General features: G+C 63.0%; 14 protein-coding genes. 6 read left to right on the forward strand and 8 right to left on the reverse strand.

The genetic code is table 11. The features are described 5' to 3' along the window. The first annotated feature begins 7 nt into the window (after positions 1 to 7). Positions 8 to 649 (forward strand): LysE family translocator, encoded by a 642-nt coding sequence (locus NKI31_RS18875; protein WP_352652310.1) that lies wholly within the window; start codon positions 8 to 10, stop codon positions 647 to 649. Here NKI31_RS18875 and NKI31_RS18880 read toward each other — a convergent pair. The 5 genes from NKI31_RS18880 to NKI31_RS18900 all read right to left on the reverse strand — a co-directional run bounded on the left by NKI31_RS18880 (position 621) and on the right by NKI31_RS18900 (position 4,022). Beyond that, positions 621 to 1,088 carry a hypothetical protein gene (locus NKI31_RS18880; protein WP_023694539.1) on the reverse strand — a complete coding sequence of 156 codons (468 nt, stop codon included), beginning with the start codon at positions 1,086 to 1,088 and terminating at the stop codon, positions 621 to 623. The two genes, NKI31_RS18875 and NKI31_RS18880, sit on opposite strands and share 29 nt — an antisense overlap. Next, positions 1,085 to 2,317, reverse strand: a complete 1,233-nt coding sequence (gene rlmN, locus NKI31_RS18885; protein WP_352652311.1) for a dual-specificity RNA methyltransferase RlmN — start codon at positions 2,315 to 2,317, stop codon at positions 1,085 to 1,087. The genes NKI31_RS18880 and rlmN overlap by 4 nt, the downstream gene beginning before the upstream one ends. Positions 2,318 to 2,427: 110 nt before the next feature. Next, the gene (locus tag NKI31_RS18890; RefSeq protein ID WP_023671718.1) at positions 2,428 to 2,931 is read right to left on the reverse strand and encodes an invasion associated locus B family protein; all 504 of its coding nucleotides are present in this window, start codon (positions 2,929 to 2,931) and stop codon (positions 2,428 to 2,430) included. Positions 2,932 to 3,243: 312 nt separating this feature from the next. Further along, the gene (locus NKI31_RS18895; RefSeq protein WP_023687669.1) at positions 3,244 to 3,606 is read right to left on the reverse strand and encodes a YkvA family protein; all 363 of its coding nucleotides are present in this window, start codon (positions 3,604 to 3,606) and stop codon (positions 3,244 to 3,246) included. 119 nt (positions 3,607 to 3,725) lie between these two features. Then, positions 3,726 to 4,022 carry a 4a-hydroxytetrahydrobiopterin dehydratase gene (locus NKI31_RS18900; RefSeq protein ID WP_352652312.1) on the reverse strand — a complete coding sequence of 99 codons (297 nt, stop codon included), beginning with the start codon at positions 4,020 to 4,022 and terminating at the stop codon, positions 3,726 to 3,728. A 104-nt stretch (positions 4,023 to 4,126) separates the two neighbouring features. Between NKI31_RS18900 and NKI31_RS18905 the strand changes: the two genes are divergently transcribed. Next, complete coding sequence (locus NKI31_RS18905; RefSeq protein WP_023671721.1) at positions 4,127 to 4,654, forward strand: low molecular weight protein-tyrosine-phosphatase; 528 nt, start codon at positions 4,127 to 4,129, stop codon at positions 4,652 to 4,654. On the opposite strand, the gene thpR is transcribed toward NKI31_RS18905, so the two are convergent. Together thpR and NKI31_RS18915 are read right to left on the reverse strand one after the other, a co-directional pair. Then, positions 4,558 to 5,154 carry an RNA 2',3'-cyclic phosphodiesterase gene (gene thpR, locus NKI31_RS18910; RefSeq protein WP_023818342.1) on the reverse strand — a complete coding sequence of 199 codons (597 nt, stop codon included), beginning with the start codon at positions 5,152 to 5,154 and terminating at the stop codon, positions 4,558 to 4,560. The two genes, NKI31_RS18905 and thpR, sit on opposite strands and share 97 nt — an antisense overlap. Positions 5,155 to 5,424: 270 nt before the next feature. After that, positions 5,425 to 6,069, reverse strand: coding sequence for an arylesterase (locus NKI31_RS18915; RefSeq protein ID WP_352461010.1), 645 nt, complete (start codon positions 6,067 to 6,069; stop codon positions 5,425 to 5,427). Positions 6,070 to 6,172: 103 nt separating this feature from the next. On the opposite strand from NKI31_RS18915, the gene NKI31_RS18920 reads away from it, so the two are divergent. The 4 genes from NKI31_RS18920 (at position 6,173) to NKI31_RS18935 (ending at position 11,103) form a co-directional block, all read left to right on the forward strand. After that, complete coding sequence (locus NKI31_RS18920) at positions 6,173 to 6,874, forward strand: ABC transporter ATP-binding protein (RefSeq protein WP_023738019.1); 702 nt, start codon at positions 6,173 to 6,175, stop codon at positions 6,872 to 6,874. Continuing rightward, positions 6,874 to 9,423: an ABC transporter permease gene (locus tag NKI31_RS18925; protein ID WP_352652313.1), complete on the forward strand. Its 2,550-nt coding sequence runs from the start codon at positions 6,874 to 6,876 to the stop codon at positions 9,421 to 9,423. The genes NKI31_RS18920 and NKI31_RS18925 overlap by 1 nt, the downstream gene beginning before the upstream one ends. 240 nt (positions 9,424 to 9,663) lie before the next feature. Next, a complete protein-coding gene (locus NKI31_RS18930; protein ID WP_023671726.1) occupies positions 9,664 to 10,404 on the forward strand; it encodes a Bax inhibitor-1/YccA family protein in 741 nt (246 codons plus the stop codon). 117 nt (positions 10,405 to 10,521) lie between these two features. Beyond that, the gene (locus NKI31_RS18935; protein ID WP_023818340.1) at positions 10,522 to 11,103 is read left to right on the forward strand and encodes a GNAT family N-acetyltransferase; all 582 of its coding nucleotides are present in this window, start codon (positions 10,522 to 10,524) and stop codon (positions 11,101 to 11,103) included. A 114-nt stretch (positions 11,104 to 11,217) separates the two neighbouring features. Here the strand turns inward: NKI31_RS18935 and NKI31_RS18940 are convergent, their stop codons facing one another. Beyond that, positions 11,218 to 11,604, reverse strand: coding sequence for a DUF2794 domain-containing protein (locus NKI31_RS18940; protein ID WP_023683844.1), 387 nt, complete (start codon positions 11,602 to 11,604; stop codon positions 11,218 to 11,220). Positions 11,605 to 12,015 lie beyond the last annotated feature (411 nt).

The raw sequence follows: 12,015 nt of genomic DNA on the forward strand, positions 1-12,015 counted from the left end.
GCCACCGATGTCCTTCATTCCCGATACCACGACGCTGATCCAGTTCGCCATCGCCACCATGGTCCTGGCGATCACGCCGGGGCCGGATATGACGCTGTTCGTCTCGCGCACACTGAGCCAGGGCCGCGCCGCCGGCTTTGCCTCGCTGGCGGGTGCTCTGTTCGGAACGCTGATCCACACAACTTTGGTGGCGGTCGGCATCTCGGCGCTGATCGTCGCCTCGCCAATGGCCTTCCTGGTGCTGAAAATCTTCGGCGCCGTCTATCTGGTGTTCCTGGCCTGGCAGGCGATGACCAAGGGCTCGGCGTTTTCACCGCAGAAGAAGAATGGCCCGCAGATTTCGCTGTTCCGCAGCTGGGCCGCCGGACTCGGCGTCAACCTGCTCAACCCGAAGATCATCCTGTTCTTCATGATGTTTCTGCCGCAGTTCGTCTCGGCTCACGATCCGAACGCGCCGGGAAAACTGTTCTCCCTCGGCCTCATGTTCATCGTGCTGTCGATCCCTGTGACGGCGCCGATGGTGTTTGCCGCGGAAAGGTTTTCGGCGGCGATGAAGGCCAGCCCGCGCGTAACGCGGGTCGTCGACTATCTCTTTGCCGGTGTGTTTTCGGCCTTCGCGCTCAAGATCCTGACCGCTCAGGCGAAGTAGCGGCCTGCCACCAGCTTCCGGCCCAGCGGCCGGCGCTTAGCCAGTAGAAGATGCCGCCGACCATGCCGCAGCCGATCACCGCGGCGATGGCGCGCGGTTCGGTGACGTCGAAATCCACGTTCTGGTGGACGAAGCCGAGGAAGGCCGCGGCCACCAAGCCGCCCGCGAGTGCATAGAACAGCCAGTCGCGGCGGCTGAGGACCTCGGAGATCAGGATTGCGACCACCGCCGGTATGAAAGCGAAATAGGCGACAAACAGCGCCACGAACGGGATCGAAAAATACAGCGCCGCGGCCGCCGCTGGGTGCGCATCGTCCGGCATATAACCGACGGAAGCCAGGAACAGCACGTTGAGAAAGGCGCTCGCCGCCAATGAGGCGACGACATAGCCGAACAGGATGACAGCGAAACGGAGGATATAGGCGAAGAGGCGGCTCACGCCTCGCCATGCCCCGCAATCATCATGGCTTCCAGCGCCAGGCGGTCGACCTTGCGCATGCGTTCGGAGTCCGATTTGAGCTGCCCGCAGGCGGCCAGGATGTCGCGGCCGCGCGGCGTGCGGATCGGCGAGGCATAGCCGGCATTGTTGATGTAGTCGGCAAACTTCTCGATCGTCTCCCAGTCCGAGCACTGATAGTTGGTGCCCGGCCACGGGTTGAACGGGATCAGATTGATCTTGGCTGGAATGCCCTTGAGCAGCTTGATCAGCCCCTTGGCGTCCTCGATGGAATCGTTGACGTCCTTCAGCATCACATATTCGAAGGTGATGCGCCTGGCGTTGGACAGGCCGGGATAGGCGCGGCAGGCCTCGATCAGTTCCTTCAGCGGATACTTCTTGTTGATCGGCACAAGCAGGTCGCGCAGATCGTCATTGGTGGCGTGCAGCGAGATCGCCAGCATGACCCCTATCTCCTCGCCGGTGCGGAAGATCTCGGGCACCACGCCGGAGGTCGAGAGCGTAATGCGGCGCTTCGACAGCGACAGTCCGTCGCCGTCGGAGGCAATCAGCAGCGCCTTCTTCACGGCTTCAAAATTGTAGAGCGGCTCGCCCATGCCCATCATGACGACGTTGGAGACTTTTCTGCCCTCGGCAGGGACGATGGCGCCGTCGGGTGTGTCGCGGTCGGGGAAATCGCCGAGCCGGTCGCGGGCGGTGAGCAATTGCGCCAGGATCTCTTCCGCCGTCAAATTGCGCACCAGCTTCTGCGTGCCGGTGTGGCAGAACGAGCAGGTCAGCGTGCAGCCGACCTGCGAGGAGATGCATAGCGTGCCGCGGCCTTCCTCGGGGATGTAGACGGTCTCGATCTCGACGGGACGGCCGGCGCCGCGCGGCGGAAAGCGGAACAGCCATTTGCGCGTGCCGTCGGAGGAAATCTGCTCCTCGACGATTTCGGGCCGGGCGACGGTAAAATGCTTGTCGAGTTCGGCGCGCAGATCCTTGGAGATGTTGAACATGCCGGCAAAATCGGAGACGCCGCGCACATACATCCAGTGCCAGAGCTGCTGGGCGCGCATTTTCGCCTGGCGCTCGGGCACGATGCCGGCACTGACAAGGGCTTGACCGAGCTCGGCCCGGGTCAGGCCGATCAGCGACGGCTTCTCGGGCGTGGCGCGAGCGCGCAACGCGTCGCGTGCGCCCTCAGTGGTGAGATCGAAGGAAAGGGTCATATCAGCGCCAATATAAGCGAATTGCGGCCGATTTCATCCATCGTGCCGAAAAGAAGCGCGGCGCATAGCACAGGTTGCGGCGAGAGTCATGCGGCGGGAACCGCGCCAGCCTACTTGCACTTGGCGATCGACGTCAGCGCGGCCGAGATGCCTTTCAGCGAAAACACATAGGTCGTCGGATTGCCGCGGCCGGACTTCGCCGAGACCTTCATGTCGGTGCCGGTCTTCATGGCGGCGATCAGCACCGGCTCTTCGGCGGCGTTCTCGACCCAGGCCGACTTGCCGCGGGTGAACATCGAGAACGTCTTCTTGTCGATGGTGACGGTGGCCTTGGAGCCTTCCTGGAATGTGTAGCCGGCGATGAATTGCGGCTCGTAGGACACTTGCTGGCCCGGCCGCTGGCTGACGAAGAAGAACATGTCGCCGTGATCGAGCGTCGGCGGCTGCTTGTCGGTCGGCACGGTGAGCACATAGCAGACCTTGCCGCCCTGCGCCTGGTAGCTGTAGGTGCCCCAGGCATTGTGCTGGCCGATCTTGGTCGCCTGCTGCGCCAGCGCCGGCGCGGCAAAAGCCACCAGGACCAGGCTCGAGACTAGTGCAATCAATCCGCGCATCGCTTTTCCCGTATTCCAAATGGTGCGGGGCAGGCCGGCTTGGCGTCCTGCCCGTCGCTTCATTTTGATTTAATCTGGGTTACCAAACGGTGAATTTCCCTTGGAAAAGGACATTCACCCATGGAAACCACCGCCATTTCCGCGCCGCTTCTTGAAAAAACGGCTTTCGCAATGTCCCTGCGGCGACTTGGAGGCCACGAAAGCGGCAAGAGTTTGACTTTTCGAACGGCCGCAGCGGAACCCGAAGCCAAGCCGCTATCGTCCTGTTTGAGCGGAGGATTTCTTCTGAACCCAGTTGCCAACGACGCCGATTCAGCTCTTGTCGGCGATCGCCTCCTTGGCGGCCTTGCGGTGCGCAGGGGTGATATGGGCGCTTACCGCGGAGATCGCGGCGGTCAGCACGGCGATGTCGTCGGTGAAGCCGAGGCCGAAGACGAAATCGGGTATGACATCGACCGGCAGCACGAAATAGCCAAGCGCTGCCAGCAATATGCCCTTGGCACGCAAAGGCGTCTTCCTGTCGAGCGCGCAATAATAGCCGGCGACGACCTCTTCCATGAACGGAATCTGCCGGGCGGCCTTTTTGGCCGTGCGCCAGAATTTGGCGCGCACTTCACTCTCGTCGCCGAGCTTGCTGCCGAAGCCGAAGAAATCAAAACCGGGCTGCTGCGCCATCAATCCTCTCCTTGCCGGCCGTCGCGCTACGCGTTGCGCGCGGCCGCCACGGAAAATGTGGTGAAAGTCCCGGTCCACTGCAAGAGGATGGCGCCGATTTGGCGTTGCCGCCCCAGCGTTCAGCCGCCAGCATACCCATTCATCTTCTTGGCCAGCGCGATGTCGAGCGCGGTGACACCGTCGGCATCATGGGTGTTGAGCGTCACGTCGACAGTCTTGTAGACGTTCGACCAGTCGGGATGATGGTCCATCTTCTCGGCGGCCAGCGCGACGCGGGTCATGAAGGCGAAGGCCTCGGAAAAATTCTTGAAGACAAAGCTGCGCTTGATGGAGGCGCCATCGGCTGCCTGCGACCAGCCAGGCAGTTCGGCCAGTGCGGCGGCGATGGCGTCCTTGCTGAGTTTCTCTCTCTTCATGATGATTTCCCGTGCTATCCCAGATATCGACCCTCACCATAATGCAAGTCGCCCAAAAGTCCTTTGCGTTTTGGGCTTCCAAATGCACGAACGGCGCATATCGAATGAGCGTAAAGCCGATAAATTCCATACTCTTCGTCTGCCTCGGCAACATCTGCCGTTCACCCCTGGCCGAAGGCGTGTTTCGCGCCGTGCTGGCGGAGCGCGGCCGCGACATGGTGCTGGACGATATTGTGCTGGACTCTGCGGCGACCGGCGGCTGGAACCTCGGCGAAGCGCCCGACCCGCGCTCGATCGCGATTGCGGCCCGCCACGGCATCGACATATCAGGGCAGCGGGCACGCAAGGTCAGGCCGGGGGATTTTTCGCGCTTCGACCTGATCCTCGGCATGGATCGGCAGAATGTCCGCGACCTCAAGGCGTTGGCGCCGGCCGGTGCGCGCGAACGTATTCATCTCTTGGCAGAGTTTGCGCAGGGCAAAACCCGCGACGTGCCGGATCCCTATTATGACGGGGCCGAAGCGTTCGCTTCGGTCTACCGCATGATCCGCGAAGCGTCGGAGGCGCTGGCGACGAGATTGGTGGCGCGGGCGTCGACGCCGGAGAGCGGCCACGCCTCCTCGACAATGTAGGGACCGCCGCCGACCGAATCGCGCGACGACATCAGCACGAAGCGGCCGACGCGAAACGGTAGCGTCGCAAAATTGCCGCGCGCCGACAGGTACTGGGCGACGTCGAGCGGGCTCGAATTGCGCAAGCGTGCCAGCGTAACATGCGGGGTGAACTTGCGCGGGTCGGCGGGCAGGCCGAGCCGCTGGCAGATGCGGTCGATTTCGCTCTGCAGCGCCGAAAGGTCGGGCGAGGCGAAGACGCCGGCCCAGACGGCGTGCGGCTTCTTCTGGCCGAAAGCGCCAACTCCGGACAGGGTGAGCGAGAAGGATGGGCGGTGCACCCGGTCGAGTGCGTTGGCGATTTCGTCGGCGACATGGCCTTCGACGTCGCCGATGAAGCGCAGCGTCAGATGGTAGTTTTCGACATCGATCCAGCGGGCTCCGGGCAGGCCGCCCCTGAGCAGGGACAGCGAAAGAGCGGCGTCACGCGGTATTTCGAGGGCGGTGAAAAGACGCGGCATGGTGAGCCTCCCTTCCTCGAATCGAACTGTGCCCCTAGCGAATCATCGATAGTCAAACGGGGCAAGTGGTTTGTTGGTTGCAGGCATTTTTACGAACAGGCGACCCGGGCCCTCTGCAGCCCGGTCTTTTGTTTCAAAGTTCGCGCGAGGCGAACAGCGTCCTCTCTCTTGATGATAATGGCCATATGACCCTCCTTTTGGAGGCTATATGTCCTTTTTGGCCACACCGGTCAAAATGATCGCCGCGTGTTATTCTCGTCACGCCGGCGTTCAACCGCCACCCTGAACTGCCGCAATCGCCTTCTCCACGGCGGGCAGGATGCGCTCGACCATCGCTGCGACGCCCTTCGGATTGGGATGCAGGCCATCCTCCAACTGCAGGCCGGACTGCCCGGCGACGCCATCGAGAAAAAACGGATAGAGCGGCACATCGTATTTCGCGGCAAGCTTTGGATAGATCGCATCGAAGGCGTTCTGGTAGTCGGCGCCGAGATTGGGAGCGGCGCGCATGCCGGCCAAAAGCACCGCGATCTTGCGCGCTTTCAGCTTCGCCAGCATGTCGTCCAGGTTCTTTTCCGTAATGCTGGGCGAGACGCCGCGCAGCATGTCGTTGGCGCCGAGTTCGAGGATAACCAGCCTTGTCCCATCCGGCACCGACCAGTCAAGCCGCGCCAAGCCGCCGCTCGAGGTGTCGCCTGAAACGCCGGCGTTGGCTACGGTGACGTCATGGCCTTTGGCCCGCAGCGCAGCTTGCAATTTGTCGGTAAAGCCATCGCCAGGCCCGAGGCCGAAACCGGCCATCAGGCTGTCGCCGAACCCGACGATGGTGAACGTCTCGGCGCGTACCGACGAAATGGCGCCGCAAAGGGTGACGAAAAAGACGAGCCCTGCGGCATTCAAGCGTTTGAAAGACATCTTGCGTTTGAAAGACATGTGGCAGGCCCCATATACCCGAGGATTCTTCCGGCGACGGCTTCCGGCAAGCAGAGCCTTCATCCTGATATAGGACGCTTTAATTGTGACAGAAGCCGTCATCGCGCTGAAAGACATATCCCTGACCCTGGGCCAAGGGGCTTCGTCTGTGCATGTGCTGAAAGGCGTCAGCCTTGACGTGACGCGCGGCGAGGCGACCGGCATTGTCGGCCCTTCGGGTTCCGGCAAGTCGACCTTGCTGATGGTGCTGGCCGGGCTGGAGCGGGTCGATTCGGGCACGGTGCGCATTGCCGGCGAATTGCTGAACGGCCAAAGCGAGGACCAGATCGCCTCGTTTCGGGGCCGAAACATAGGCATCGTCTTTCAGTCCTTCCATCTCATTCCCAACATGACGGCGCTCGAAAATGTCGCAGTGCCGCTGGAACTGGCCGGCCATGCCGATCCGTTCGGCGTCGCCGCGCGCGAGCTGGCAGCGGTGGGCTTGAGCGACCGCGTCACCCACTATCCGGGCGAGCTGTCCGGCGGCGAACAGCAGCGCGTGGCGATCGCCCGCGCGCTGGCGCCGTCGCCGCGCATTCTCATCGCCGACGAGCCGACCGGCAATCTCGACCAGGCGACTGGGCGGCAGGTCGCCGACCTTTTGTTCGCCAAAGCGGCCGAGCGCGGCATGACCTTGGTGCTGGTCACGCACGATCCGGCCCTTGCGGCGCGCTGCTCGCGCCAGGTGTCGATGCGCTCCGGCCGCATCGAGGATGCGCCGGTAGCGCAGGTCAAGGTGCCGGCCTGATGCCACTGTCGCAGACGCTGAAGCTCGCGTTCCGCTTTTCGCTGCGCGAGATGCGCGGCGGACTGTCCGGCTTCATGATCTTCCTTGCCTGCATCGCGCTCGGCGTCGCTGCAATCGGCGGGGTCAATTCGGTGGCGCAGGCGATCACCGCAGGCGTTGCCGACCAGGGCCAGACGCTGCTTGGCGGCGACTTGCGCTTCCAGCTCAACCAGCGCGATGCGACGCCAGCCGAAAGCACCTTCCTCGACCGCCTCGGCACTGTGTCGCACAGCGCCAATATGCGCTCGATGGCGCGGCTGGAAGACGGCTCCGACCAGGCGCTGGTCGAGGCCAAGGCCGTCGACGACGCCTATCCGCTCTATGGCGCGATCGAGACCGCGCCGCAGCTTGGCAGAAAGGATTTGTTCGGCGAGAAATCAGGCGTCTTTGGCGCCGCCGCGCCCGACCTGTTGTTCGACCGGCTGAATGTGGAGATCGGTGACCGGCTGAAGGTCGGCAGCGCGACATTCGAATTGCGGGCCAGGCTGGTGAGCGAACCGGATGCGGTGTCGGACGGTTTCGGCTTCGCGCCGCGGCTGATGGTCTCGACCGCGGGGCTTGCCGCGTCCGGCCTGATCCAGCCGGGCAGCCTAGTCGAGAATGCCTACAAGGTTCGGCTGCCGGCCGGCGCCAGCCAAGCCGATCTCAAAGCCATCCAGGATCGGGCGGCGAGCGATTTCCCTGAAGCCGGCTGGTCGATCCGCACGCGTTCCAATGCGGCGCCGGCGCTGTCGGCCAACATCGAGCGCTTCTCGCAATTCCTGACGCTGGTCGGGCTGACGGCGCTGGTGGTCGGCGGCGTCGGCGTTGCCAATGCGGTGCGCGCCTATCTCGACGGCAAGCGCGGCGTCATCGCCACCTTCAAGAGCCTTGGCGCCTCGGGCGGCTTCGTCTTCACCGTCTATCTCGTGCAAATCCTGATGATCGCCGGCCTCGGCATCGCGCTTGGCCTCATCCTCGGCGCCGCCATGCCGTTTGCAGCCAGCGCTGCGCTCCAGTCGGTCATTCCGGTGCCGGCCGAAGGCGGCTTCTATCCCGGTGCGCTGGCTCTTGCCGCGCTGTTCGGGCTGCTGGTGACGCTGGCCTTCGCGCTGTTGCCGCTCGGCCGCGCCCGCGATGTGCCGGCGACCGCGCTGTTTCGCGAAATGGGTTTTGAGGGCCGAGGCTTTCCACGCCTGCCCTATCTTGCCACGGCGGTCGGCATCGCGCTCGCTTTGGCGGCTTTGGCCATCCTGTTTTCTGGCGACCGGCGCATCGCCTTGATCTTCGTCGGCGCGACGATCTTTGCCTTTCTGGTGTTGCGCCTGGTCGGTGCTCTGGTGCAGTGGGTGGCGCGCAAAAGCCCGCGTGTGCGCTCGGTCGCGCTTCGGCTCGCCATCGGCAACATCCACCGGCCCGGCGCGCTGACGCCGTCCGTCGTGCTGTCGCTCGGGCTCGGGCTGACGCTTTTGGTGACGCTGGCGCTGGTCGACGGCAATCTCAGGCAGCAGATCTCCGGCAGTCTGCCGGAACGGGCGCCGAATTTCTTCTTCGTCGACATCCAGAATAGCGAGGTCGATGCCTTCTCGACATTGATCGGCAAAGAGGCGCCGAAGGGAACGCTGGTCAAGGTGCCGATGCTGCGCGGCCGGGTGATGGCGCTGAACGGCGTTAGTGTCGACAAGGCCAATGTGCCATCGGAAGGCGCCTGGGTGCTGCGCGGCGATCGCGGCCTGACCTACGACGCCAAACAGCCGGCCAATGCGACACTGACCGAAGGCATCTGGTGGCCGGAGAATTACAGCGGCGAACCGCTGGTTTCGTTCTCCAACGATGAAGGCAAGGCGCTCGGCCTGAAGCTTGGCGATACCGTCACCGTCAATGTGCTCGGACGCAATGTGACGGCCAGGATCGCCAATTTCCGAGAGGTGCAATGGGAGACGATGGGCATCAACTTCGTCATGGTGTTCTCGCCCAACACTTTTGCCGGCGCCCCGCATGGCTGGCTGGCGACGCTGACCGAAAAGGATGCCACGGCAGCAGAGGATGCCCGCCTGCTGAACGCCGTCACCCGCGCCTTCCCGGCGGTGACGACAGTTCGGGTCAAGGACGCGCTCGATGTCGTCAACCGGCTGGTCGGCCAGCTCGGCACGGCGATCCGGGCCGCGGCCGGCGTTGCCTTGATCGCTTCGGTGCTGGTGCTTGCCGGCGCGCTCGCCGCGGGAAATCGCGCCCGCATCCACGATGCCGTGGTGCTGAAGACGCTGGGCGCCACGAGGCGCACGCTTATCACGGCGTTTTCGCTGGAATACATGCTGATCGGCCTGGCCACCGCGGTGTTCGCGTTGGCTGCCGGCGGCGTCTCCGCCTGGTACATCGTTGCCCGCATCATGACACTGCCGTCGCATTTCATGCCGGAGGTGGCAGTGGCGACCTTGGTGTTTGCGCTGGTGATCACGGTCGGCATCGGCCTTGCCGGCACCTGGCGGGTGCTCGGCCACAGGGCGGCGCCGGTGCTGCGCAACCTCTAGGCCCCAAGCGGCAAGGTTGGCCGAATCTGCCGTTTCCGATTAAATCTTGGTAATGTGCAGTCATGGAAGCCCAAGAAAACCGGCTTCCGGAGATTCACCAAGCGTTGCAGCCCCGTTACGGTCTTGTTCTTGACGTCAAGAAACATCATATTTCGCCACAGGCATGCTGGAGCCCCGCCAGCGGCGCCCAGGTCCGAAAGGGCCTGACACCGTACGGGGCAGAAGCAACAGAGGATTCCAATGGCTGAGCCCATTCGCAACTACCAGACTTCGGCCGTGCCGGGCGCGCGCGCCGACATTGACCAAGGCCTGCGCACTTACATGCTCAAGGTCTACAATTTGATGGGGCTTGGCCTCCTCATCACCGGCGTCGCCGCCTGGGGCGCTTTCCAGCTCGCCGTCACCGGCGACGGACAGCTGACCGCTTTCGGCACGCTGATCTATGCCAGCGCCTTCCGCTGGGTGGTCATCCTGGCTCCGCTCGCCGCCGTCTTCTTCCTGTCGTTCAGGATCCAGTCGATGAGCGTGGCCGCGGCGCAAACCACCTTCTGGGTCTATTCGGGCCTGGTCGGCCTGTCGCTGTCGACCATCTTCCTGGTCTACACCGGCGCGTCGATCACCCAGACGTTCTTCGCCACGGCGGCCGCCTTCGGCGCGCTGTCGCTCTACGGCTACACGACCAAGCGCGACCTTTCGGCCTTCGGCTCGTTCCTGGTCATGGGCGTGGTCGGCCTGGTGATCGCCATGCTGATCAACATCTTCCTGCAATCGTCGGCGCTCGGCTTCGCCATCTCGGCGATCGGCGTGCTGATCTTCGCCGGGCTCACCGCCTATGACACGCAGACCATCAAGGAAATGTACTACGAAGGCGATCAGGCCGACGTTGCCGGCCGCAAGGCGATCATGGGCGCGTTGAGGCTATATCTCGACTTCATCAACCTGTTCATGTTCCTGCTGCAGTTCATGGGCGATCGCCGCTAGGCGGTCTTCCCATCAGGCAACTGGACCAGCTGATATCAAGAGGGCGGCCAACGGCCGCCCTTTTCTTTTGTGCCGGCCTTTGCTGTCATGGAGGCAGATGAATCGTCTGCATAAATCATGAGCACTATTTCCATCCGCGCGGCCTTGGAAGGCGACCTCGGCCGAATCACCGAGATCTACGGCGATGCCGTGACGCATGGCACCGCGAGCTATGAGCTGGAGCCGCCCAGCCGCACTGAGATGGGTGGGCGCTTCGACAGCCTGACGGCGGGGGGCTTTCCCTATCTGGTGGCGGAACGAGGTGGCGCGCTGCTCGGCTACGCCTATGCCGGCGCGTTCCGGCCGCGCCCGGCCTACCGCTTCATCGTAGAGGATTCCGTCTATGTCGCGCCTGATGCGAAGGGCCAGGGCGTCGGGCTGCTGCTGATGCAGGCGCTGATTGAAGCCTGCCGTATGGCGGGCTTTCGCCAGATCGTCGCGGTGATCGGCGACGGCCATGCAGACAGCGCCTCGGTGCGGCTGCATGAAAAGCTCGGCTTTCGCCATTCCGGTCGCCTGGAAGGCTCCGGCTACAAGCATGGGCGCTGGCTTGACACGGTGTTCATGCAGCTGTCGCTGAATGGCGGCGTAACGGTTCCGCCCGATCCGCATTCGCTGCCGGAGCGGAAGTTTCGTGAGAGCCTGAGGAGGGGGAATTGAGGAGTTGAAGAACTGAAGAATTGAGGATTTGAATAGCTGAGAACAAACCCGGCGGTATTTCGACCGTTACATCCTCTTTTCAATTCTTCAGTTCTTCAATTCCCCAATTCTCAATTAGGCCTGGACAATCTTCAGCTTAGCATCGAAGACGTTGAGCACGCGACCGAGTTCTTGGCCGCGCTTGAGGATTCGGCCGCCGGCGGCGATGACGGCGAAGGCGCCTTGCCGGCGCGCCAGTTTCGGATCCTTGACGATCTGGAACAGCGGCACTTCGCTGGCCCGGCGGAAGACTGAAAACACAGCCCGATCAGACAGATGATCGATGGCATAGTCGCGCCATTCGTTGGCGGCGACCATGCGTCCGTACAGCCTCAGGATCTCGTCGAGTTCACGCCGGTCGAAACGGACCGGCTGGTCGAGGCGTTCGCGTCGCGCCTCGTGCAGCGGGATCAATATTGCGGATGCGTCCCCATCCTCCGTCCCACCGCTGCGATCGGTCATCCCGCGATCCCTTTGAAAATGAATCTCGCTTGCAGAAGTTGGCGTGTTCGCCGTGGAATTGCAAGGCCCGGCTAACCATCCCGGGACCGCGCTGTTTTCGCAACGTCCAGTCACTTTTATAAAACGCGGTGTTTGAATTGGTGATGCCTCGCCACATTTCCGCCTTTTTTTATCCGCGCTCATGCCCCAATGTCCGACGAATTTACGGGCGTTGCCTGAGACGGTTCGGTCCGGCACCGGCTCGTAAACCCCAAGCCCCCCGCCCACGGGTCTGCGTCGGATCGAACCAACCTCGGACTTTCCTCAGGGAGAGACCGGGTGCGACGATCCCAAAGCCTAAATGACCGACGTCAGAAGCAAGCTGACGTCGGTTTTTTTGTTGGGCGGCGCCAGACACTTGTCGTCGTGATC

Source organism: Mesorhizobium sp. M0659 (assembly GCF_040320605.1).
GTDB lineage: Bacteria > Pseudomonadota > Alphaproteobacteria > Rhizobiales > Rhizobiaceae > Mesorhizobium.

What these genes read in the sequence shown, in the direction of transcription:
- NKI31_RS18925 (WP_352652313.1), top strand. Translation starts at nt 6,874, where the DNA reads ATGCCACTGTCGCAGACGCTGAAGCTCGCGTTCCGCTTTTCGCTGCGC.
- NKI31_RS18875 (WP_352652310.1), top strand. Translation starts at nt 8, where the DNA reads ATGTCCTTCATTCCCGATACCACGACGCTGATCCAGTTCGCCATCGCC.
- NKI31_RS18890 (WP_023671718.1), bottom strand. Translation starts at nt 2,931, where the DNA reads ATGCGCGGATTGATTGCACTAGTCTCGAGCCTGGTCCTGGTGGCTTTT.
- NKI31_RS18915 (WP_352461010.1), bottom strand. Translation starts at nt 6,069, where the DNA reads ATGTCTTTCAAACGCTTGAATGCCGCAGGGCTCGTCTTTTTCGTCACC.
- NKI31_RS18905 (WP_023671721.1), top strand. Translation starts at nt 4,127, where the DNA reads ATGAGCGTAAAGCCGATAAATTCCATACTCTTCGTCTGCCTCGGCAAC.
- NKI31_RS18895 (WP_023687669.1), bottom strand. Translation starts at nt 3,606, where the DNA reads ATGGCGCAGCAGCCCGGTTTTGATTTCTTCGGCTTCGGCAGCAAGCTC.
- NKI31_RS18930 (WP_023671726.1), top strand. Translation starts at nt 9,664, where the DNA reads ATGGCTGAGCCCATTCGCAACTACCAGACTTCGGCCGTGCCGGGCGCG.
- NKI31_RS18940 (WP_023683844.1), bottom strand. Translation starts at nt 11,604, where the DNA reads ATGACCGATCGCAGCGGTGGGACGGAGGATGGGGACGCATCCGCAATA.
- thpR (WP_023818342.1), bottom strand. Translation starts at nt 5,154, where the DNA reads ATGCCGCGTCTTTTCACCGCCCTCGAAATACCGCGTGACGCCGCTCTT.
- NKI31_RS18900 (WP_352652312.1), bottom strand. Translation starts at nt 4,022, where the DNA reads ATGAAGAGAGAGAAACTCAGCAAGGACGCCATCGCCGCCGCACTGGCC.
- NKI31_RS18935 (WP_023818340.1), top strand. Translation starts at nt 10,522, where the DNA reads ATGAGCACTATTTCCATCCGCGCGGCCTTGGAAGGCGACCTCGGCCGA.
- rlmN (WP_352652311.1), bottom strand. Translation starts at nt 2,317, where the DNA reads ATGACCCTTTCCTTCGATCTCACCACTGAGGGCGCACGCGACGCGTTG.